Annotated in this window: 20 protein-coding genes; 9 read left to right on the top strand and 11 right to left on the bottom strand. The window is 64.1% G+C overall.

Annotation, left to right across the window (positions count from 1 at the left end; genetic code table 11):
- Positions 1–9: 9 nt before the first annotated feature.
- Together AC1DEK_RS12875 and AC1DEK_RS12870 are read right to left on the bottom strand one after the other, a co-directional pair.
- Positions 10–954, bottom strand: coding sequence for a VTT domain-containing protein (locus AC1DEK_RS12875; RefSeq protein WP_478125612.1), 945 nt, complete (start codon positions 952–954; stop codon positions 10–12).
- A gap of 132 nt (positions 955–1,086) precedes the next feature.
- Positions 1,087–2,298 carry a YVTN family beta-propeller repeat protein gene (locus tag AC1DEK_RS12870; protein WP_478125611.1) on the bottom strand — a complete coding sequence of 404 codons (1,212 nt, stop codon included), beginning with the start codon at positions 2,296–2,298 and terminating at the stop codon, positions 1,087–1,089.
- A gap of 133 nt (positions 2,299–2,431) precedes the next feature.
- Between AC1DEK_RS12870 and AC1DEK_RS12865 the strand changes: the two genes are divergently transcribed.
- Positions 2,432–3,007 (top strand): sigma-70 family RNA polymerase sigma factor, encoded by a 576-nt coding sequence (locus tag AC1DEK_RS12865; RefSeq protein WP_478125610.1) that lies wholly within the window; start codon positions 2,432–2,434, stop codon positions 3,005–3,007.
- Positions 2,994–3,674 (top strand): anti-sigma factor family protein, encoded by a 681-nt coding sequence (locus tag AC1DEK_RS12860; RefSeq protein WP_478125609.1) that lies wholly within the window; start codon positions 2,994–2,996, stop codon positions 3,672–3,674. Before AC1DEK_RS12865 ends, AC1DEK_RS12860 begins: the two co-directional genes overlap by 14 nt.
- Before the next feature lie 19 nt (positions 3,675–3,693).
- Here the strand turns inward: AC1DEK_RS12860 and urtE are convergent, their stop codons facing one another.
- From urtE to ppk2, 8 genes are all read right to left on the bottom strand, one after another.
- Positions 3,694–4,386 carry an urea ABC transporter ATP-binding subunit UrtE gene (gene urtE, locus AC1DEK_RS12855; protein WP_478125608.1) on the bottom strand — a complete coding sequence of 231 codons (693 nt, stop codon included), beginning with the start codon at positions 4,384–4,386 and terminating at the stop codon, positions 3,694–3,696.
- 627 nt (positions 4,387–5,013) lie between these two features.
- Positions 5,014–5,889 carry an urea ABC transporter ATP-binding protein UrtD gene (gene urtD / locus AC1DEK_RS12850; protein ID WP_478125607.1) on the bottom strand — a complete coding sequence of 292 codons (876 nt, stop codon included), beginning with the start codon at positions 5,887–5,889 and terminating at the stop codon, positions 5,014–5,016.
- Positions 5,886–7,127 carry an urea ABC transporter permease subunit UrtC gene (urtC, locus tag AC1DEK_RS12845; protein ID WP_478125606.1) on the bottom strand — a complete coding sequence of 414 codons (1,242 nt, stop codon included), beginning with the start codon at positions 7,125–7,127 and terminating at the stop codon, positions 5,886–5,888. Before urtC ends, urtD begins: the two co-directional genes overlap by 4 nt.
- Before the next feature lie 127 nt (positions 7,128–7,254).
- Entirely contained in the window at positions 7,255–8,835 is a 1,581-nt protein-coding gene (urtB, locus tag AC1DEK_RS12840; protein ID WP_478125846.1) for an urea ABC transporter permease subunit UrtB, read from the bottom strand.
- A gap of 117 nt (positions 8,836–8,952) precedes the next feature.
- Positions 8,953–10,221: an urea ABC transporter substrate-binding protein gene (urtA, locus tag AC1DEK_RS12835; protein ID WP_478125605.1), complete on the bottom strand. Its 1,269-nt coding sequence runs from the start codon at positions 10,219–10,221 to the stop codon at positions 8,953–8,955.
- 333 nt (positions 10,222–10,554) lie between these two features.
- Entirely contained in the window at positions 10,555–11,403 is an 849-nt protein-coding gene (locus AC1DEK_RS12830) for a lipase family protein (protein WP_478125604.1), read from the bottom strand.
- Positions 11,404–11,417: 14 nt separating this feature from the next.
- Complete coding sequence (locus AC1DEK_RS12825) at positions 11,418–12,461, bottom strand: extracellular catalytic domain type 1 short-chain-length polyhydroxyalkanoate depolymerase (RefSeq protein ID WP_478125603.1); 1,044 nt, start codon at positions 12,459–12,461, stop codon at positions 11,418–11,420.
- Positions 12,462–12,548: 87 nt separating this feature from the next.
- Complete coding sequence (ppk2, locus tag AC1DEK_RS12820) at positions 12,549–13,463, bottom strand: polyphosphate kinase 2 (protein ID WP_478125602.1); 915 nt, start codon at positions 13,461–13,463, stop codon at positions 12,549–12,551.
- 195 nt (positions 13,464–13,658) lie between these two features.
- On the opposite strand from ppk2, the gene AC1DEK_RS12815 reads away from it, so the two are divergent.
- The 7 genes from AC1DEK_RS12815 (at position 13,659) to AC1DEK_RS12785 (ending at position 20,001) form a co-directional block, all read left to right on the top strand.
- On the top strand, positions 13,659–14,699 hold the full coding sequence (locus tag AC1DEK_RS12815; protein ID WP_478125601.1) for a transporter: 1,041 nt from the start codon (positions 13,659–13,661) through the stop codon (positions 14,697–14,699).
- Positions 14,700–14,790: 91 nt separating this feature from the next.
- Positions 14,791–15,645, top strand: coding sequence for a 3',5'-nucleoside bisphosphate phosphatase (locus AC1DEK_RS12810; protein ID WP_478125600.1), 855 nt, complete (start codon positions 14,791–14,793; stop codon positions 15,643–15,645).
- Positions 15,642–16,583, top strand: a complete 942-nt coding sequence (locus AC1DEK_RS12805; protein WP_478125599.1) for a DMT family transporter — start codon at positions 15,642–15,644, stop codon at positions 16,581–16,583. The genes AC1DEK_RS12810 and AC1DEK_RS12805 overlap by 4 nt, the downstream gene beginning before the upstream one ends.
- Positions 16,584–16,643: 60 nt before the next feature.
- Positions 16,644–17,279, top strand: coding sequence for an L-threonylcarbamoyladenylate synthase (locus tag AC1DEK_RS12800; RefSeq protein WP_478125598.1), 636 nt, complete (start codon positions 16,644–16,646; stop codon positions 17,277–17,279).
- A 41-nt stretch (positions 17,280–17,320) separates the two neighbouring features.
- Positions 17,321–17,992, top strand: a complete 672-nt coding sequence (locus tag AC1DEK_RS12795) for a site-2 protease family protein (protein WP_478125597.1) — start codon at positions 17,321–17,323, stop codon at positions 17,990–17,992.
- 9 nt (positions 17,993–18,001) lie between these two features.
- Entirely contained in the window at positions 18,002–19,330 is a 1,329-nt protein-coding gene (locus AC1DEK_RS12790; RefSeq protein ID WP_478125596.1) for a tryptophan--tRNA ligase, read from the top strand.
- A 68-nt stretch (positions 19,331–19,398) separates the two neighbouring features.
- Positions 19,399–20,001, top strand: coding sequence for a LuxR C-terminal-related transcriptional regulator (locus AC1DEK_RS12785; protein WP_478125595.1), 603 nt, complete (start codon positions 19,399–19,401; stop codon positions 19,999–20,001).
- A 54-nt stretch (positions 20,002–20,055) separates the two neighbouring features.
- Here the strand turns inward: AC1DEK_RS12785 and shkS are convergent, their stop codons facing one another.
- Positions 20,056–21,492 carry a surface-behavior sensor histidine kinase ShkS gene (gene shkS, locus AC1DEK_RS12780; RefSeq protein ID WP_478125594.1) on the bottom strand — a complete coding sequence of 479 codons (1,437 nt, stop codon included), beginning with the start codon at positions 21,490–21,492 and terminating at the stop codon, positions 20,056–20,058.
- Between the last annotated feature and the right edge of the window lie 177 nt (positions 21,493–21,669).

Here is a 21,669-nt window from a genome sequence, read left to right as displayed (position 1 = left end):
GAGCGCTGATCAGTATTGCAGGGTCGGGTGCCCAGCCTCGACCCAGGCTTCGAGACCGCCTGCAAGCGGGCGGGCGCGCTTCATCCCTCGCGCCAGCAGTGCCTGCGCACCGAGGGCGGCCGAAATCTCATTGGGGCAACTGCAATACAGGATGATCTCGCGGTCATCGCCTTCGAAAGGCAGTCGGGCTCGCCGCTGCTGGATTTCCTTGAGCGAGATCGGCAGCGCACCCGGAATGCGCCTCGGGTCGACCTGCACGCCCCCTTCGCCCCGCACGTCGATCACGATCGGCGGCGGCTCGCCTTCCAGCAACCCGAGCAATTCACCAACCGTCACCCGCGGCAACCCCGTGAGACGCAGCATGACGCGACGCCGCCAATAGCGAAACGCCACGAACACGACCAGCGCAATCACCAATGCAACGACAGCGACTCCGCCTGCCTCTGAAAGCGTGTCCAGCACGGACTGGATCTGGTCGCGGAACAGCCAGCCGAGCGCCAGGAAAATCGCGGTCCACATCAGCGCCCCGGCGGTCTCGAAAGCGAGAAAGCGCAGCGAGCTCATGCCCAGCGCACCGGCCATCGGCGGTGCCACCACCGACACGCCCGGCACGAATTTGGCCGCCACCAGGGAGAGGCCGCCCCAGCGCCCGATCATCGTTTCGCTGCTGCGGACGCAGGAATCGGGCGAGACCGAGATCTTGCAGAGAAGGCGCATGAAGCGATAACCGTAGAGCCGGCCCGCGTAGAACCAGACCCCATTGCCCAGCACGTTGCCCAGCCAAGATGCCGCCACCAGCGCCACGACCACCAGCGGCTGCGCCGCAGCGGCCAGAGCGCCGGCCACCACGAGCAAGGGCGCTGCCGGCAAGGGCAGCCCGATCCGCGAGACGAAAGTGGCGATGAACACCACCGCCACCGCGTGCTCGACCATGAGAGCGGTCAATTGATCCACGCGGCGCTCCCGGGTGGCGATGGGCGAACGGACGGGCGCAATGACATGGCGGGTCTCGGGCTGTGAAAGCAGCCCAGAGCGTAGCGCGTCCGCGATGCCAGCGTGCGCGATCGCCCCGCCGCGGACCGAGGCTCAGTTCACCGTGACGCGCGCCGTCATGTAGGGATGCACGGAGCAGACGTAGTCGTAGACGCCCGCCTTCGAGAAGGTGCGGCTGAAATCCTGCCCCGGCAGCATCAGATCGGTGCCCGGTGCGCCGTCCCCAAAGGCAATGCCATGCGGCGCGCCGTCGTGGTTTGTCCACGTCACGCGCTGCCCGGCCGCGACCACCAACTGCGGCGGCCCGAAAGCGAAGTTGTCGATCGACACCTTGGCCGTTGCGCCGCCGCCAGCCGCGTGCTGCACAGCCACCTTGCGCGGTGCCGTACCGACCGGAATCGTCGCCACCGGCCCGCCAGCTAGCGTGACCACGCTCACGTCATTCGACCCCTCGTTGGTAACCATCACCTTCGCGTGGTCGGGCAGCACATCCACCCAATGCGGCTGCTTGCCTACCGAGACGCTGCCGGTGGCCGTCCGCGTGGCCGGGTCGAAGAGCATCAGCTCGCCCGGCCCCTGAACCACCACCACGCCCGAACGCGTGTCCGCGAAGTGGTGCGCCACGTGCGGCGATATGCCGGTCGGAATCTCTCCCATCACCTTGTTCGATGCCGGGTCGAACACCTGCACCGCGCTCACGCCCGCCAGCGTGACATACAGCGCCTTGCCGTCAGGGCTGAATTCGAGATCCCGCGGCGTCTTTTCGACAGGCACGCTGGTCGTCACTGCACGCGACGGCAGGTCGATGACCACCAGCGCGAAGTTGCCGGGCGTCTGCGAAGAGACATAGGCCTGTCGTCCGTCCGGCCGAACCGCGATCGTGTGCGGCTTGGGCACCGGCACCGTGGCCGCGACGTCGTGCGTCTTCGTGTCGACCACCGCTACGCGGTCCTCACCGTTGACTGCGACCAGCAGCCAGCGCCCGTCCGGCGTCAGCGCCACGCCCTGCGGCCCCTTGCCGACCTCCACGGTGCCTGTGACCTTGTCGCTCGCGGTGTCGATCACGCTCAGGCTGGTGGCGCCCGAGCCGCTGACAAACACCTGCGTGTCGTCCCGCGCGACGGCGATGCCGTCCGGTCCGGTAGCCACCGGCACCGTCGCGACGACCCGGCCGGCCGCGGTGTCTATGACGCTGACGGTGTTGTCCTTGAAGTTGCCGACATAGGCCTTGGGGCCCGCAGCAGTGGCGGAGGCCGCCACGCACAGTGCCGTCAGCGCGGCGACGAGGATCGAGGATGGTTTCATGAAGGGACTCCTAAGTAGGGCGAGAAGGAACAGAATCGCCATCACGCATGACGGCCCGAAGCCCTCGCCTATTCCCTGAAAAGTCTCCGGAATAAATCGCCGACCCCGTCCGTCATGCAGGGGAAGGACTTCGTTGAACGACCGCACGCGCCGATTCGAGACCGCGGCCCTGCCGCACCTGCCCGCCGCCTACAACCTGGCCCGCTGGCTGCTGCGCGACGACCAGCAAGCCGAGGACGCGGTGCAGGAGGCCTGCTTGCGCGCGTTTCGCTTCTATGACGACCTGCGCGGCGAAAGCGCGCGGCCGTGGCTTTTGGGGATCGTGCGCAACGCCTGCTATGACGCCATGCGCCAGCACCGTCATCTCGCCGATCAGGTCGAATTCGACGAAGTGCGTGACAGCGGCGTGGACGCGGCCGGCATCGGATCGCGTCCGCGCGACGGCGGCGATCCGGCGATCTCATGGGAACGCCGCGCGCTCGGGCGCCGCGTCGACGCCGCCATCGAGGCGCTCGCGCCGCCGCTCAGGGAGGTGATCGTGCTTCGCGAACTGGAAGAGATGTCGTATGAAGAAATCGCGCGCATCGCCGGGATTCCGGCCGGGACCGTGATGTCGCGCCTTTCGCGCGCCCGCGCCCTTCTGCGAGACGCGCTGCGTGAAGAAGCACCCGCCCCAAAACCTGGAGCCCAGCGCGATGCAAGCACCTGAAGACGACGAACTCGGCTTGCTGATCCGGCGCGAAGCCACCCGGCATGCACCGCCCCAAGCGCTTGCCGATCGAATCGGCGCGCAACTGCGCAATTCGGAGGTGCAGCCGGTGGTTCGTCGGCAGCCGCCCGCCCGTTCATGGCGATGGCTGCAGGCCATTGCGCTTTTCGGCGCCGGTGCGGCCACGGCCTGGGGCCTCGCGTTCACGCTGTTGCTCGGGCCCACTGCGGAGTCGCTCGACGACGCTGTCGCCGACAGCCACGTGCGTTCCCTTATGGCGGCGCATCTCACCGACGTCGCGTCGTCGGACCATCACACTGTCAAACCCTGGTTTGCCGGCAAGCTCGACTTCTCGCCGCCGGTCGTCGATCTCGCCGCCGAGGGCCAGCCGCTGATCGGCGGGCGCCTCGACTACATCGAAGGAAGGCCCGTCGCTGCGCTGGTCTATCGATCAGGCCAGCACATCGTCAACCTCTTCATCTGGCCTGCCTCGAATGACAAGGCGAAGCCGCCCCGGATGCTTGCACGACGAGGCTACAACCTGGTGCAGTGGACGCAGGACGGCATGCAAGTGTGGGCTGTGTCGGATCTGAACGCAGCCGAGTTGCAGGCGTTTGCGAAGCTGGCGCGCGAGCGGATGGCCACTGCGGAACTGCCCGTGCGTTGACAAGGATCAGCGGTCAGCGTCAGATCGCGACCATCTGGCGCACGCCTTGTGCTTCCATGTCCTTGCCCAGGCCGCGGGCAATGACCTCGCCGCGCTCCATCACCAGGTAATCGTCGGCGAGTTCTTGTGCGAAGTCGTAGTACTGCTCGCACAGCAGGATCGCCATGTCGCCACGGTCCGCGAGCATGCGGATCACGCGGCCAATGTCCTTGATGATGCTGGGCTGGATGCCCTCAGTGGGCTCGTCGAGGATGAGGAGCTTGGGCTTCGGTGCAAGAGCGCGGGCAATGGCGAGTTGTTGCTGCTGGCCGCCCGAGAGGTCGCCGCCTCGGCGGTTGAGCATCTGCTTGAGGACGGGGAAGAGGTCGAAGAGCTCCGGAGCGATGGGCGTGCTGCCTGGTTTGTAGGCGAGGCCCATGCGGAGGTTTTCCTCGACGGTGAGGCGGGCGAAGATTTCTCGGCCCTGTGGGACGAAGCCCATGCCTGATCTGGCTCTTTCGTAGGGGGTCTTTTTTTGGATGGGGGCGCCGTTGAATTCGATGGTGCCGCTTTTGATGGGGACCAGGCCCATTAGCGACTTGAGGAGGGTGGTCTTGCCTACGCCGTTGCGGCCTAGGAGGACTGTGACTTTGCCTGTGTGGGCTTGCAGAGTGACGTCTCGGAGGATGTGGGAGCCGCCGTAGTACTGGTGGATGTTTTTTACGGTTAGCACGTTGGGCTCCTCTGGTATTGGGGTGGTTTGTTGTTGTCCGTGTTTGCGGGTTTGAGGGTGGGGGCCGGGACTCGCCCCGGCGGGCGACTTCCTTTCTTTTGCTTCGCCAAAAGAAAGGAAGCAAAGAAAAGGCGACCCTGCTGTGGGCGTCCCTTCGCTACGCTACGGGCAACCTGCGGTGCTCGCTTTTCGTGGGGTCCGCGCAAACTCGCTGCGCTCAAACACGCGCGGCCCTGATCCACGAAAAGCTCCGCTCCTCGGCACCCACAGAAGGGAGTGCTCGGGCCGTCGCTTCGCTCGGCTCTTTGAATACCAACAGCCAAATTCAAACCGGAAGGACGCGCCACGGCGCGTTCTGCCTTGGTATTGGTATCGGTATTCGTGTCGGGGTCCCCTCTGTGCGTGCCGAGGAGCGCAGCTTCAGGCGGACAAGGGCTGCGCGTGTTTGAGCGCAGCGAGTTTCGCGCGGACCCCGCCTGAAGCGAGCACCGCAGGTTGCCCGAAGCGAAGCGCAGGGACACGCACAGTGGGGTCGCCTTTCTTTTGCTTACTTTTCTTTGGCGAACCAAAGAAAAGTAAGTCGCCCGCCGGGGCGAAACCCGGCCAACAACCTCCAAAAGACCCACATCACCGCCCAAGATAAACCTCAATAACCCGCTCATCCCCCTGAACCTCATCCAACGTCCCCTGAGCCAACACAGCCCCATCACAAAGAACAGTAACGATTTCCGAGATAGCCCGAATAAAGCTCATGTCATGCTCGACAACCATCAGCGAATGCTTCCCCTTCAGCGAAAGAAACAACTCCGCAGTCCGAGCAGTCTCCTCATCCGTCATCCCCGCAACAGGCTCATCGAGAAGCAGCAACTTCGGATCCTGCATCAGCAGCATCCCAATCTCCAGCCACTGCTTCTGCCCATGACTCAGATTTCCCGCCAGCCGCAACACACTCCCATCGAGATGAATCGTGTGCAGCACCTCCGCCAGCCGATCGCACTGCTCCGAATCCAGCCTGAACAACATCGAAGCCTTCACACCCTTGTCAGTCTTCAGCGCCAACTCCAGGTTCTCGAAGACGGTCAGATGCTCGAACACAGTCGGCTTCTGAAACTTGCGCCCAATGCCGAGTTGCGCAATCTCCGCCTCCTTGTGCCGAAGCAGGTCGATCGTGCTGCCAAAGAAGACCGTCCCCTCATCGGGACGCGTCTTGCCAGTGATGATGTCCATCATCGTCGTCTTGCCCGCACCGTTCGGTCCGATGATGCAGCGCAGCTCACCCGGTGCGATGTCCAGCGACAGCTTGTTGATCGCCTTGAATCCGTCGAAGCTCACGCTCACATCTTCGAGATAAAGAATGCGGCCGTGCGTGACGTCGACTTCACCGGCGGTCATGTGCCGGCCATAGCCGGCCGAGCGTCCGCCCGACTCGGTCTGCAATGTGTGGTCGAAGGCGATGTGCCGGGCGACGCGCTCGGCACCGGCGTCCATGAGATCGGGGGTCATGCGCTTGCTCCCTTCGGTTCGACCGCGAGCGGCGGTGTCAGCGCCGAGGGCTCGACGCCGTGCTCGGCGGCCAGGGCGCGCTGCGCCTCGCGGCGGCCTTCACTCGGCGCCGCTTCTTCGTGCGGCGCCTTTTCCCGCGAGGCCCACTTCTTCACCAGGCCGACGATGCCGTTCGGCAAGAACAGCGTGACGGCAATGAACAGAGCGCCGAGGAAGTACAGCCAATATTCGGGATAGGCAACGGTGAGCCAACTCTTCGCACCATTGACGATGAATGCGCCGATGATCGGGCCGATCAGCGTCGCGCGCCCGCCGACTGCCGCCCACACCGCAATCTCGATCGAATTCGCGGGGCTCATCTCGCCGGGGTTGATGATGCCGACTTGCGGCACATACAACGCGCCTGCAACGCCACACATCATGGCGGAGATCACCCAGATCGTGAGCTTGTAGCCAAGCGGGTTGTAGCCCGAGAACATCACGCGCGACTCCGCATCGCGAATGGCCTGCAGCACACGGCCGAACTTGCTGCCGATCAACCATTTCGAGAACAGGAAGAAGCCGAGCAAGGTGAGACCGGTCAGTGCGAACAGCGTCATGCGCATCTCTTGTGTCGCCATCGGGATGCCGAGAATGCGCTTGAAGTCCGTGAAGCCGTTGTTACCGCCGAAGCCGGTCTCGTTGCGAAAGAAGAGCAGCATCGCCGCGAAGGTCATCGCCTGCGTGATGATCGAGAAATACACACCCTTGATGCGCGAGCGAAACGCGAAGAAGCCGAACACGAACGCGATCAGGCCGGGCACCGCGACGATCATGATCAGCGTGGCGACGAAGCTTCCGCTGAAGGTCCAATGCCAGGGCAGCGTCTTCCAGTCGAGGAACACCATGAAGTCCGGCAGGTCGCTCTTGTAGTTGCCGTCGCGGCCAATCTGCCGCATGAGGTACATGCCCATCATGTAGCCTCCCAGCGCGAAGAACATGCCGTGGCCGAGCGACAGGATGCCGGTGTAACCCCAGATAAGGTCCATCGCCAGCGCACAGATCGCGTAGCACATGATCTTCCCGACCAGCGCCACGGCGTAGTCGCTCATGTGCAGCGCACTGTCGGTGGGCACAACGATGTTGAGCACCGGAGCCAGCGCACAGACAGCGATCAGCGCGACAAAGAAGACAGTCCAGCCCTTGCCGCTGAGCAGCGGGCCCTTGGAAGGAAGAACAGGAATCACGGCAGATTTCATCGAGACAACCATTCAGGCGCAAAGACCGCCCCAGCCAGGAACACCGCGGAACCGGCTCCGCCGGGCCGCTGGTGTTGCCCCCTGGAGGGGGTGCAGAGCCACACGAAGTGGGCGAGGCTGGGGGTGTTCATACTTCTGCGCTCCGACCCTTCATGGCGAAAATCCCCTGGGGCCGTTTTTGAATGAAGATGATGATGAAGACCAGCACCGCAATCTTGGCGAGCACAGCGCCGGCCCAGCCTTCGATGAACTTGTTGAGGATGCCAAGGCCCATTGCCGCGTACACCGTACCAGCGAGCTGGCCGACACCGCCCATCACGACCACCATGAACGAATCGACGATGTAGCTCTGCCCGAGGTCAGGCCCGACATTGCCGATCTGCGAGAGCGCGCATCCCGCCAACCCGGCGATGCCGGAACCGAGTGCAAACGCGTAGGTGTCGATGCGAGCCGTGTTCACGCCCATGCAGGAGGCGATCGGGCGGTTCTGTGTCACGCCGCGAACGAAGAGACCGAGCCTCGTACGACCAATGAGCCACCCCATCGCCAAGAGCACGAGCCCCGCGAAGATGATGATGCAGATGCGATTCCATGGCAGCGTGACGTTGCTCAGCATCGTGAAGCCGCCGCTCATCCAGGCCGGGTTTTCAACGCCGACGTTCTGCGCACCGAAGATCGATCGCACCAGTTGCTGCAGCATCAGGCTGATCCCCCACGTGGCGAGCAGCGTCTCCAGTGGCCGGCCATAAAGGAAGCGGATCACGCCGCGTTCGAGCACGGCACCCACCAACGCCGAAGCCATGAAGGCCACAGGAATCGCCGCGACCAGGTACCACCCAAATGCCGCCTCAGGCAGATAACGCTGAAAGATGCCTTGCATCACATAGGTCGCGTAGGCTCCGATCATCATCAGCTCGCCATGAGCCATGTTGATCACGCCCATCAACCCGTAGGTGATCGCCAGCCCCAGCGCCGCCAGCAACAGCACCGACCCCAAGCTGATCCCGCTGAAGACCGCATTGATGCGGTCACCCCAGACGAGCGAGCCGTCAATACTGCGGATCGAAGCCAGGATGGCCGCCTTGACGTCGGCTTCGGTCTCGTCGGCCAGGCGCTGATTCAGCAATAGCTTGGTATCCGGACTGCGACTCTCGCCAAGATCCCTTGCCGCAGCCAGGCGCTTGCCTTTGTCGCTGCTGTTCAACATGCTCGCGGCACGCACCAGTTCGAGTTGCGCCTTGATCTTCGGTTTCGTCTCCGCCGCGAGCGCCTTCTCCACCATCGGAAGACGAGACTCGTCCGGTTCCTTGAACAGTGCCTGCGCAGCCTCGGCCCGTGCCGCATCGTCCTTGCTGCTGAGCTTGAGCGCCGCTTGCGCCGCATCGAGCGCACCGCGCATCAGGTTGTTGTTGATCACATCCTCGGCATCGTCCGGCAGCTTCACTTCCGCCCCGGTCACCGGGTCATAGGCTTTGTCATCCTTGACGACAAAGACCTGGTTCTCAGTGAATTTCACAGCGTCATCCGACATCGCCTGGATGAACGCCGCAGTCTTCTCATCAGCAGCAATGACCGCTTGATTCAGCGCAGCGATTCGCGCTTCGGTATCCCCCGACGCAATCGCCTTGGCCTCGTCACCAGTCAGCGCGTACCCCGGCAAAGCAGCGCTCAGAAGGACCGCCACCAAGAAAAAATAAACAGAGCGAATAAAAGAGCACACAGCATTCCCATTTCCAGAAACACCGCGGATCCGGCTCCGCCGGTCCGCTGGTGTTGCCCCCTGAAAGGGGGTGCCCGAGCCACACGAAGTGGGCGAGGCTGGGGGTTAGAGCGACTTTCCGGCGGGGTAGTCAGGCTTCTTGTCGTTGCCCTCGATGTACGGGCTCCATGGCTTGGCCTTCACTGGACCCGGTGTCTTCCACACGACGTTGAACTGGCCATCGGCCTTGATCTCGCCGATGAACACGCTCTTGTGCAGGTGGTGGTTCTTCTCGTCCATCTGCGAGACGATGCCGGACGGAGCGGTAAAGGTCTGGCCGGCCATCGCTGCGATCACCTTGTCGGTGTCGGTGCTCTTGGCCTTCTCGACAGCCTGCTTCCACATGTGGATGCCGATCCACGTGGCTTCCATCGGATCATTGGTCAGTGGCTTGTCCTTGTGGCCGGGGATGTTGTGCGCCTTGGCGTACTCGCTCCACTGCTTGATGAACGCCGTGTTGGTCGGGTTCTTGATGCTCATGAAGTAGTTCCATGCAGCCAGGTTGCCCACCAACGGCTTGGTATCCACACCGCGCAGTTCTTCTTCGCCCACCGAGAAGGCGACCACCGGCACGTCCTTGGCTTTCAGGCCCGCGTTGCCGAGTTCCTTGTAGAAGGGCACGTTCGAGTCGCCGTTGATCGTCGACACCACGGCCGTCTTGCCGCCTGCCGAGAACTTCTTGATGTCGGCAACGATGGTCTGGTAGTCGCTATGGCCGAAAGGCGTGTACTTCTCGTCGATGTCCTTGTCTGCAACGCCCTTGCTTTTCAGATAGGCCCGCAGAATCTTGTTGGTCGTGCGCGGATACACGTAGTCGGTCCCCAGCAGCACCCAGCGCTTGGCGCCGCCGCCTTCCTTGCTCATCAGGTAGTCGACCGCCGGAATGGCTTGCTGGTTTGGCGCGGCACCCGTGTAGAACACGTTCTTGCTGAGCTCTTCACCTTCGTACTGCACGGGGTAGAACAGCAGGCCGTTCATTTCCTCCACAACGGGCAGCACCGACTTGCGCGACACGGAGGTCCAGCAGCCGAAGATCACGGCGACCTTGTCCTGCCCGAGCAGCTGCTTGGTCTTCTCTGCGAAGAGCGGCCAGTTGGAAGCCGGATCGACCACCACAGGCTCGAGCTTCTTGCCGAGCACGCCACCCTTGGCGTTGATGTCGTCGATGGCCATGAGCACCGTGTCTTTCAACACGGTTTCGGAGATTGCCATCGTGCCGGACAGCGAGTGCAGCACGCCGACCTTGATGGTGTCCTGCGCGAACGCGGGAACGGCGGACAAACTCGCCAGAGCGACGGCGGCAGTGAGCGCCTTGAGGGTGAAACGACGTTGCATGTGGACTCCTTCTCCTGGTGTGTGAACGATGGAGGGAGTCTGCGGACGGGCCCGCATTGCGGAAATACGCCGGGTGGCGTACGGCATGTTGCTCGCCCCCAGGTTGGGCTCACTGCGTGTAGCCCGCCCACCCCCTACCGGGGGCAACACCAGCGGCCTGGCAAAGCCAGTTCCGCGGTGTTCACCGTGGGGCCCGGCTTCGCGGGCATGAGCACAGCTTCGCGAGACCCCTCTTCACGCGAGCTGCCGCGGAGCCGGCTTTGCCGGGCCGCTGGCTGCGCCCCCGGTAGGGGGTGGGCGGGCTACACGCAGTGAGCCCAACCTGGGGGCGAGCTAAAAGAACCCTCGCGCATAGTTGATGGGTGCGTGGTCCGCCAACTCGCGCAACAACACGGAGCCGGACTTCCACGCATGGTCCGACGCATACCGTGCGCGTCCTTCGGCCCGGTCCGCTTCGATCATGGTGGGCGAGGGAGCTTCGACGCAATGGCCGTCGACACAGGTGATGTAGGTCACCACACCGGCGTGCGCATAGAAGGACAACGCGGGCGGCAATTGCGTGACGACGTCGCAGCCATCGACCAGACGCATGATGTCGATGTCCGCCAGCGCACCGACGAAATCCGCATCGCCGACGCGGGGGGAGCCGAGCGTCACGAGCAACTCGGGCTTCAAAACCGTTGCGCTCAATGTGGCGAGCGCCGCACCGAGGCTGTGTCCGGCCAGGACAAGGCGGCTGCGCCGACTGCCCTCGCCCGCCAACCAATCGAGCACTTGCGGCAGCACACCTCGGGCTGCTTTCGCGAAGCCGGCGTGCACACGCCCTCCACTTTCGTTCCACTCGATCTGCTGCGCCTGAAGATTGGTCGCGAGATGCCGGATGTCGTCCGGCTGCGTGCCGCGGAACGCGACGAGCGCGCTGCCGTCCTCGGTATGCAGCGCGCCGAATGCGTAAGTGGCGGCGTCGCGAAAGAGCTGCGGCTTACCAAAGCCAGCTTGCGCCAGCGCGTCGGTCAGACGCTGCACTTCGGACTGCCCCTGCTCGACCCGGTAGTAGGTGAGTCGCGCGGCTTCGACCGCCCACTGCACCGGCGTGTATGCGCGGCCGCGTTCGAAGAGCGTCTCCTGCCGCTCCGGAGCGTAAAGGGCCGTTCGGCTGGCGTCATAGGCAATTGCAGACATCCGATGCCTCCGGTTCAGATCGGCAGCCGAACAGCGCTCAGCCGAAACTGGCGGGCGGCGAAGGCCCAGACCAGCTTGGTCGCGTCCGGGCCTGCCGGATCGGTGAAGAGCATGCTCGACACGCCACCGCTCCATGCATGCCCGAGGCTCGCGATCTCGCAGAGCGTGACGACAGTTCGCCCGCGACGCACGTAGTTGGTGACGCGCATCGCATGGCGCTTGCCGCGCTGCCGCACGCGGCTCACGCCGGGCTTGGCTCCGTTCGCGACGGCCCAGACGGCGGCGCTGCTGACGGCATTGCTGGCGGACACCACTTTGTCGCCATCGCCGTGCAGCACGAGCAGCGCCGGCAATGTGGTGAATGCAGCCGCGGCGCCCATGGCCTTGCCGACCGCCGTGGCAGGCATCGGCGGCACGTGCTGCCCCCGCATTGCGCCCAGTGCGGTCGCCGGCGATTTTGCGGCACCCGGCGCAACGCCCGAATGCATGGCGACAGCCTTGAACCGCGCTGGATAGCGCGTCGCGAGCAGCGCGGCCATGCTCGCGCCCGCCGACAGCCCCGCGACAGCCACGCGCTCCCGGTCTATGGGGTAGAGCATTTGGACCTGATCCACGGCCACCATCAGTGTCGCGGCCTCAGCGTCGGCCTTTCCGGAACGGCGGTCGTACCAGTTCCAGCATCCCTGCGGATTCGCAAGCCTGTCCTGCTCTGGATAGAGCACCATGAAGCGCTCGCGGGCGGCCAGTTGGTTCATGCGCGTGCTGATGGCAAAGTCGCGCCCCGTCTGGCCGCAGCCGTGCAGCATGACCATCAGCGGCACCTTCTCCCCCAACGGAAGGCTGGGCGGACGATAGAGGTGATAGCGCCGCGCGCCCGCCGGGCCCATCGCCACCCCCGGCAGCCAGTCACCGCGCCCCGGAGGCGGCTTGAGTTGCTTGACGGCCGCACGCTGGACCTGGTTGGCAATGCGCTTGCTGCTGCTGAGCGTCGCCTTGGTCAGCGCCTTCAGGTTGCGCTGGTAGGCACGAGTGAGCGGGGAAAGTAAGCGGCGTGGCATCGATGTGCGGGGAGCAGTCGAACACGGTAGCAGCTTCGAGCGCTGCCATCCATCGGACGACGCCCTTGACACGCCCGCCGCGGCGCGTCAGTACACCTCGGGCACGTACATGCTAAGCGGCACGGGATGGCGCAAGTAGTCCGCGTTGCGCACCCGCGCGGGCAGCGTCACCGGCGCATGCTCGACATCGTGGTAGGGCAGCTGGCCCAGCAGGTGGCTGATGCAGTTCAGGCGCGCCTTCTTCTTGTCGACCGCCTGAACGACCCACCAGGGCGCCTCCGCAATGTGCGTGCGCTCCAGCATCGTTTCCTTGGCCTTGGTGTATTCCTCCCAGCGGCGGCGCGATTCCAGGTCCATCGGGCTCAGCTTCCACTGCTTGAGCGGATCGTGAATGCGGCCGAGAAAGCGCATGTGCTGCTCTTCGTCCGTGATGGAGAACCAGTACTTGATCAACTGGATGCCCGAGCGAACGAGCATCCGCTCGAAGTCAGGGACGGTACGGAAGAACTCCTCGTACTCATCGTCGGTGCAGAAGCCCATCACGCGCTCAACGCCGGCGCGGTTGTACCAACTGCGGTCGAACAGCACCATCTCGCCCGCCGCAGGTAGATGCGCCACGTAGCGCTGGAAGTACCACTGGGTGCGCTCGCGGTCATTGGGTGCCGGCAGCGCCGCGACCCGAGCCACGCGCGGATTGAGCCGCTGCGTGATGCGCTTGATCACGCCGCCCTTGCCCGCTGCATCGCGGCCTTCGAACAGGATCACGACCTTCTGCTTGCTGTGCTGGACCCAGTCCTGCAGCTTCACGAGTTCGCCCTGCAGGCGGAACAGCTCCTTGAAGTAGGCCTGCCGCGCCGCCTTGTCGGTGATGCGGCCCGTTTCGAGCTCCTCAATGCTGCGGTCTTCCAGTTCGAGTTCGATTTCCTCGTCGTAGCTGTCCACGAGATCGCGCGCGATGCGCTGCATCAGGTCTTCGTGGTCGTTCAGGTCGGGAAGCGTCATGGTCGGCTCGCAGTCTCTCGGGCAGGGAAAACCTCATCCTGCGGCCATCGAATGACGGTCCTGTGACAGAAAGTGAGCGATTGCGGTCTCAGTCACGAGACTGACATGTCGCAGGAGGACCATGACTGGCCCCACACCCGTCACACCCGTCACACCCGTCACACCCGTCACACCCACCTGTTCTGACCTTCGACCTTGGCACTTCTTCAGGATTGGCCGACCGGCGCCTACGGCAGCGATGAAGCCGGTCTGATCTACGGCTACTTGTTCGGCCAGGCCGCGACCACGCCGGCTTGCGCAGTCAGCTCGGCACAAGCGGCCCGATGGCTTGCGGATCGGGCCGCAGGCGATGCAGGCACGGACGGCGCCTACATGTGGCTGCACTTCAATCTCAGCCATGCGCAGTCGGAACGCTGGCTGGCGAGACACGCCGGCCTGTCCGATGTGTTCTTCGAGACGCTGAAGGAAGGGCTGCATTCGACCCGCATCGAGCGCGCCGACGATTCGCTGATCGCGGTCATCAACGACGTGCATTTCGATTTCAGCTTCGAGCCATCGGACATCTCGACGCTCTGGATCAGCGTGGGCCCACGACTGGTGGTCACGGCGCGCGCCCAGCCGCTGCGATCGGTCGATGCGTTGCGAACGGCCGTCAAGGCCGGCGACGCGCCGCGGTCCAGCACCGAATTGCTCGAACATCTGCTTCGCGCGCAGGCCGACGTGCTAGTCAAGGTCGTTCGCGGCGTGACGACGCGCGTAGACGCGATCGAGGACGAACTGCTCACCGGCCGTCTGGTCCACAAGCGGGCCCAGCTCGGCGTTCTGCGCCGGGTGCTGGTTCGGCTGCAACGCTTGCTCGCGCCCGAGCCGGCTGCTCTTTTTCGCCTTCTCCAGAATCCGCCCGCATGGATCGATGGGGCGGACGCGCAGGAGCTCAGCGGCGCGACCGAAGAGTTCTCGGTGGTGCTGCGTGACATGGCTGCGCTGCAGGAGCGCATCAAGCTCCTGCAGGAAGAAATCGCCGACAACGTGAACGAGGACAACAACCGCAGCCTCTTCGTCTTGACCGTGGTGACAGTGCTGGCGTTGCCCATCAACATCCTGGCCGGACTGTTCGGCATGAACGTCGGCGGGATACCGCTGGCCGACCACAAGCACGGCTTCTGGATCGTGGTCGGCATCGTCGTCACCTTCACGGCAGCCGCGGCCTGGCTGGCGTTTCGCAAGAAGCGCTGAGCCATCGGCATTCACTGCTATGCATTCAATAGCACCTGCCTCAGACGCCACGCGCCCTGCAGGCAATATCGAGAAGGAATAAGATCGCGGCGTGACTTCCATCCTGAACGCCGACCTGCATTGCCATTCCGTCGTTTCCGACGGCACGCTGACCCCCGAGGAACTCGCAGCGCGGGCGGCCGCCAACGGCGTCGAACTCTGGGCGCTGACCGATCACGACGAGATCGGCGGCCAGCACCGCGCCGCAGCCGCAGCCCGCGCACACGGCATGAAGTACCTCACCGGAACGGAGATCTCTGTCACCTTTGCCGGCGAAACCGTGCATATCGTCGGATTGGGCTTCGACCCCGAGGACGCGGCAATGACCGAGGGCCTCTACGACACCCGGGGCGGCCGAGGAAAGCGCGCCCAGGAGATGTCTGAAGGCTTGGCAAAGGTCGGCATCCATGGCGCTTACGAAGGCGCGCTCAAGTTCGTCGGCAATCCCGAACTGATCTCACGCACCCACTTCGCCCGCTTTCTGGTGGAGACCGGCCACTGCCGTGACACCTCGGAGGTGTTTCGCAAATTCCTCACCGAAGGAAAGCCAGGCTACGTGCCGCACCGTTGGGCATCCCTCAAGGATGCGGTTCACTGGATCACGGGGGCCAATGGCCTGGCCGTGATCGCCCATCCCGGCCGCTACAAGTTCACCGCGAACGAGGAATACGCCTTGTTCGTCGAGTTCAAGGCCCACGGAGGCCGCGCGATCGAAGTCGTGACCGGCAGCCACACCCCCGCCGAATACGTCGAATACGCCGACAAGGCGCTGGAATTCGACTTCGCCGCCTCGCGCGGCAGCGACTTCCACAGCCCGGGCGAAAGCCATTGCGACCTGGGCAAGCTGCCCTGGCTGCCTGGAAAACTCACGCCCGTCTGGGAGTTGCTGGAGAGCCGTATCCAGTGAGCGCGTTAGACAGCGGCGCCACCGTCGCACAAAAGAGCACCCGCGACATCGAATCCGAGCGCATCCTTGCCGGCATCGGACTTGTCTTGCTCGCAGTTGCCTGTTTCGCGACGCTGGACACCGCCACCAAGCTGTCGACCGCGGCAGTCCCGATCCTCATGGGCGTCTGGGTCCGCTATGCCTTCCAGGCGGTCGCAACCACGCTGGTGCTGCTTCCCAGGCACGGCACGTCGCTTTTGCGCACACGCCATCCGCGCTATCAATTGCTTCGCGGCGCATTGCTGCTGGTATCGAGCACGCTGGCCTTCTTCAGCCTGCGCTACATGCCGCTGGCAGAGTTCACTTCCATCGTGCTGATCGCGCCGCTGGTGATCACGCTGCTGGCCGCGACCACCCTGAAGGAACACGTCTCGCCGCTGCGCTGGGGACTGGTGATGGGCGGCTTCACGGGCACGCTCGTGATCCTGCGGCCGGGCGGAGACGCTTTCAGTTGGGCGATGCTGCTGCCCATTGGCCTGGTACTGACCAACGCGTGGTTCCAGGTGCTGACCAGCAAGCTCGCGCAGACGGAAAACCCGCTCACGATGCATTTCTATACCGGCTGGGTCGGCACGCTGCTGGCGTCGTTCGCGGTGCCTTTTGCGTGGACTGCGCTGCCGTCATGGCACTGGTGGGCACTGCTTTGCCTCATGGGTTTCATGGGGACGGTCGGCCATTTCATCCTCATCCTCGCCTACCAGCGCGCGCCGGCATCGACGCTCACGCCCTATCTCTATGCGCAAATCGCTTTCGCGATGATTGGCGGATGGGTGATGTTCTCGCACGTGCCGGACCATCTTTCGCTTTCCGGCATGGCGATGATCGCCGTCTGCGGGGCGGCCGGCGCGTGGCTCACCGTGCGCGAGCGCCGGGTGCCGATCGAGCCGGCGGAATCGTGATCGCCGTTCTCGCGGCAGAATGTCGCCCTCTTACCCGTCCCCGTTCTCGCCCCCGGTCCCATGGCCCAATTCTTCGAAGTTCATCCTGACAATCCGCAGCAGCGGCTGCTCAAGCAAGCGGCGTCACTGCTCGCGCGCGGTGAAATCGTCGCCGTGCCGACGGACTCCAGCTATGCGCTCGTCTGCCACCTTGATGACAAGGATGCGGTCGACCAGTTGCGGCGCATCCGCCAGGTGGACGAGAAGCATCACCTGACCTTGATCTGCCGCGACCTGAGCGAACTGGCCAACTATGCGCGAGTCGACAACAAGCAGTACCGGCTGCTGAAGGCGGCCACGCCCGGCCCCTACACCTTCATCCTCGAAGCCACCAAGGAAGTGCCCCGCCGCGTGAGCCATCCGCAGCGCAAGACCATCGGCCTGCGCATGCCCGACCACAAGGTGCTCTGTGAATTGCTCTCGCTGCACGGCGAGCCCCTGCTGGCCACCACGCTCATACCGCCCGGCGAAACCGAGGCACTGAATGACGCCGCGCTGATCCGCGAGCGCTTCGAAAAGCAGATCGGCGCGGTCATCGATTCCGGCGCCTGCCCTTCGGAGCCGACGACTGTCGTCGACCTCACGCCGATGGGCACGGGCGGCGATCCGTTGCTGGTGCGGCAGGGCCGCGGATCGCTCGCGGTGCTCGGTCTTTGAGTCGCCCGAGGGGCATTCCGGGCGTCTGAGACAATCCGCCGGTGGATATATCCAATCTCATTCAAACCGTACTCATCTACGCGTTGCCCGTGATCTTCGCCATCACCGTGCACGAAGCCGCGCACGGCTACGTTGCCCGCTACCTGGGCGACAACACGGCCTATGTGCTCGGGCGCGTCACGCTCAACCCTTTCAAGCACATCGATCCGGTCGGCACCATCCTGATGCCGCTCCTGCTTTATTTCGCGACATCGGGCTCGTTCCTGTTCGGCTATGCGAAGCCGGTCCCCGTCAATTTCGGGCGGCTGCGCAATCCGAAGCGGGACATGGTCTGGGTGGCGCTGGCCGGCCCCGCATCGAATTTCATCCAGGCGATCTTGTGGGGGCTGTTCCTCGTCTGGCTCGTCGGCGCGGGCATCAATGAAACCTTTTTCGTCAAGATGGCGCAGGGAGGCGTCCTGGTCAATCTGGTGATGTGGGCCTTCAATCTGTTTCCGCTGCCACCGCTCGACGGTGGTCGCGTGCTCGCGGGGCTGCTGCCTCGCGGAGCCGCGCAGAACTTCCTGGCTCGCATCGAGCCCTATGGTTTTTTCATCGTGATGGGACTGGTCCTCGCCGGCGTCCTGAGCAACTACTGGCTGCGTCCATTGATGGCCCTCGGCTATGAGGCCGTGAACCTGCTGCTCACACCCGTCGTCGCCCTGATCCGCTGAGTCTTCTCCATGGCCTCCTCTTCGAATCCCGATCCCATTCGCTTTCTGACGGGCATCACCACCAGCGGCACGCCGCACCTGGGCAACTACGTCGGCTCGGTGCGCCATTCCGTGCGCTTCAGCCGCCGTGCAGACGTGCAGAGCTTCTACTTTCTCGCGGATTACCACGCGCTCATCAAGGTCGACGAGCCTGCGCGCATCCAGCGTTCGACGCTCGAGATCGCCGCCACCTGGCTCGCCTGCGGCCTCGATCCAGAACGCGTCACGTTCTACCGGCAATCCGACATCCCCGAAATCCCGGAGCTGACATGGTTGCTCACCTGCGTGACGGGCAAGGGCCTGCTGAACCGGGCCCATGCCTACAAGGCATCGGTCGACAAGAACGTCGCCAAGGGTGAAGACCCCGATGCCGACGTGACGGCGGGACTCTTCATGTATCCGGTGCTCATGGGCGCCGACATTCTCATGTTCAACGCGCACAAGGTGCCGGTGGGCCGCGACCAAGTCCAGCACATCGAGATGGCGCGCGACATGGCGCAGCACTTCAATCACCTCTACGGCGAGCATTTCACCCTGCCGGAGGCCGAGATCGACGAAGCCGTGGCCACGCTGCCGGGCCTCGATGGCCGCAAGATGAGCAAGAGCTACGACAACACGATCCCGCTCTTCACGCCGCGCGCTCAGTTGCAGAAGCTGATCGCCGGCATCGTGACCGATTCCCGCGCGCCCGGCGAGCCCAAGGACACCGAGGGCTCGGCGCTCTTCCAGATCTACCAGGCCTTTGCGGACAACGAAGAAACCGAATCGCTGCGCAAGGCCTACGCCGACGGCATTGCATGGGGTGACGCAAAGCAGATCCTGTTCGAACGCATCGACCGCGAAATCGCGCCGATGCGCAAGCACTACGACGACCTCATCAACGACCCGGCGCAAATCGAGAAGATCCTGCGCGCCGGCGCCGAAAAGGCACGCGCACTGTCGCGTCCGTTCATTGCCGAGTTGCGCCAGGCCGTCGGGCTGCGCAATCTTGCCGCCAGCGGCAAGAGCGCCGCCGCGCCCAAGGCGGCCAAAGTCTCGCGACCCAGTTTCAAGCAATACCGGGAGCGCGACGGTCTTTTCTATTTCAAGTTCCTCGACGCAAGCGGCGCACAGCTGGTACAAAGCCGTGGATTCGCGTCGCCGCAGGAGGCGGGCCGCGCGATCGCCTCGCTGAAGGAACAACGGGGCGCGGCGCTGGCGCAGCTGGCCGAACAACTTGAACCGATCGACAACGAGAAAATGGGTGCGGCATCGGCCGCGCTGGAGGCGTTGGCTGCCGACGCAGCGAGCGAAGGTTGAATTAAAGTGACAGCAATTGAGCGGCGCCGGAATTCAGTCCACCGGCCCGCGGACACAGTGAGAAAACCATGAGTATCTACGTCATCGATGACCACCCCCTGATGCGCGACGCCATCGTGATGGTGCTTCGGCGCCTTCGACCTGCCGAAAACATCGTCGAGCTCGAACGCCTCGACAAGCTCGCTGGCGCGGTCAAGCAGCATGGCGCTCCAGGGCTGTTCTGCCTGGACCTGAAACTGCCCGACACGACCGGAGTCTCCGGTGTGGTCGCGGTGAAGCAGGTCTACCCGGACGTGCCGATCGCGGTCTACTCCGCATCGCCCTCGGCCGATATGGAAGAAGCTTGCATCGAAGCCGGTGCCGACACCTACATCGAGAAATCCGCCAGTTCGGCCGAACTCACCGCCGCGCTGCGCGGCCTCCTGATGGCCGATTCGGATGCCGAAGAGCCGGTGGCGGCGACCAACAGCAAGCTGTCGAAGCGCCAGACCCAGCTGATTGCGATGCTCGACCAAGGCATGAGCAACCGCGACATTGCCACCGAGCTCGACATCAGCGAGCACACCGTGAAGGTGCACCTGTGGCGCCTGTTCCGTCGGCTCGGCGTGAAAAGCCGGACCCAGGCCCTGCACCACGCGCGCACCAACGGACTGCTGTCCTCGTCCAGTTGACCCAGGCTTGCCCCTGACACGGGGCAACGCCCAACACCCGCGCCAGCGGCAATGTCAGCCGACGGCGCCTGAAATCCTCGTCTGGGCTTGCGATTCATCGGCGTCGTGCAATGCGACGCGGAAAACGCTGCCACGGCCCAGGCGAGACCGAACGCTGACCGGATGGCCCAGGGCATGCGAGAGCCGGGCCACGATGGCTAGGCCGAGACCAAAGCCGTCGGAAGTACCGGCATGGTCGGCCACCTTGTAGAACTCCAGGAACACGTCCCGCAAGTGCTCCCTTGCGATGCCGATGCCGGTGTCCCACACCTCCACCCGCAGGCCGTCACGCGTTTGTCTCGACGCCAGCAAGACGCCGCCTTCGGCCGTGTACTTGATGGCGTTGGCCAGCAGGTTGCCGATCATCCGGCGCACGCGGATCGGATCGGTCAGCACCGTCCCGGGCGTCACGTGGATCCTGAAGGTCAGGCCCTTGGCTTCAGCGACCGGGCGGTACTGCAGCTCCAGGTCATGCAGCAGTTGCGCAACATCGACGCGCTCGATATGCAGCCTCACTTGCCCCGAATCGATGCGCGCAAGGTCGAACAACGAATCGAAGAGCGCATTCACGGCATGCGTGGCGCGAACGATCTTGGGCGCGATCTCCGCCACCAGTTCGGGCTCGTTGCGCAGCCAGTCGGCGTAGAGCGAGAGCGCCAGCACCGGTTGCCGCATGTCGTGCGCCGCGCTGGCGAGAAAGCGGTTTTTCATTGCCACCGCAGATACGGCGGCCTGACGCTGCTGGGTCAGCGAGTTGATCAGGATGTGGTTGTGGAACAGCAGTTCGAAGCTGTTGCGCGCAGTCTCGTGGATGCGCCGCCCGGCCCTCAGCAGCAGCCACCAATGCAGGCCCGGCAACATCAGAAAGCCGTAATGAAAATGCGGCCGCTCGAAGTTGAGCTCGATCATCCGAAGGATGATGGCCGCCAGCATCGTGAAGAACAGCGTATTGACGTAGCGCTTGAGCAGTGGTGGATGCAGCGCGAGCCCGTTGAGCGGAAAGGTCGCCACGCCGGCCACGATCAGCCAGCTCATGAACTGATTCACGAGCGGCGTGCGCTCGAAGAAGATCAGGATCGACAAGCCCCAGGCGAATGAGCTGGTGCTCCAGAGAAAGCGATAGTGGTCGACGAAATACTGCTGCGCGGCGGAATCGCGATCGGCGTAGTGGCGCGCGTAGATCTGCTCGCCCCAGATGCGGCAACCGGTGGCGGCAATGCCGATGCACAGCCACGCGATCAGTTGCCAGCTCGGTACATAGCCCCAGCTCAAGCCCACCATGGCGGGCATCAACGCCGCGGCCAGCAGGTATGAGCCGCGCGATGCCCGCATCAGGCTGCGAATCAACTCGCCGCGAACCCACGGTTCGGCTTCGTCGGCGGAAGCAGGCGCCGGCGTGAGACTCGCAAAGGATGAATTGCCCAGACCTGCGAACGACGAATTTCCCATCATGGCATTACTGCCCCCCAATCAGTCAGGCGCAAAAAAGGCCCCTCGCGAGGGGCCCTGCATCCAGTCGCAGACCACCCACTCAACGGAGCGGCATGCCACGTGCTCGATCTTAATTGCCCGCACTGGTGTCTTTGACGCAGACCTTCCCGAAAGCGTCGCGTTCGCACAACGCGGGCC

Source organism: Variovorax sp. 10N420 (genome assembly GCF_056394705.1).
This window is presented reverse-complemented; position numbering and strand designations above follow the sequence as displayed.

Coding starts and splice junctions, on each gene's coding strand:
- AC1DEK_RS12870 (WP_478125611.1), bottom strand. CDS start 2,298: ATGAAACCATCCTCGATCCTCGTCGCCGCGCTGACGGCACTGTGCGTG.
- AC1DEK_RS12860 (WP_478125609.1), top strand. CDS start 2,994: ATGCAAGCACCTGAAGACGACGAACTCGGCTTGCTGATCCGGCGCGAA.
- urtD (WP_478125607.1), bottom strand. CDS start 5,889: ATGACCCCCGATCTCATGGACGCCGGTGCCGAGCGCGTCGCCCGGCAC.
- urtC (WP_478125606.1), bottom strand. CDS start 7,127: ATGAAATCTGCCGTGATTCCTGTTCTTCCTTCCAAGGGCCCGCTGCTC.
- urtA (WP_478125605.1), bottom strand. CDS start 10,221: ATGCAACGTCGTTTCACCCTCAAGGCGCTCACTGCCGCCGTCGCTCTG.
- AC1DEK_RS12830 (WP_478125604.1), bottom strand. CDS start 11,403: ATGTCTGCAATTGCCTATGACGCCAGCCGAACGGCCCTTTACGCTCCG.
- AC1DEK_RS12825 (WP_478125603.1), bottom strand. CDS start 12,461: ATGCCACGCCGCTTACTTTCCCCGCTCACTCGTGCCTACCAGCGCAAC.
- ppk2 (WP_478125602.1), bottom strand. CDS start 13,463: ATGACGCTTCCCGACCTGAACGACCACGAAGACCTGATGCAGCGCATC.
- AC1DEK_RS12800 (WP_478125598.1), top strand. CDS start 16,644: ATGGCCCAATTCTTCGAAGTTCATCCTGACAATCCGCAGCAGCGGCTG.
- AC1DEK_RS12790 (WP_478125596.1), top strand. CDS start 18,002: ATGGCCTCCTCTTCGAATCCCGATCCCATTCGCTTTCTGACGGGCATC.
- AC1DEK_RS12785 (WP_478125595.1), top strand. CDS start 19,399: ATGAGTATCTACGTCATCGATGACCACCCCCTGATGCGCGACGCCATC.
- shkS (WP_478125594.1), bottom strand. CDS start 21,492: ATGATGGGAAATTCGTCGTTCGCAGGTCTGGGCAATTCATCCTTTGCG.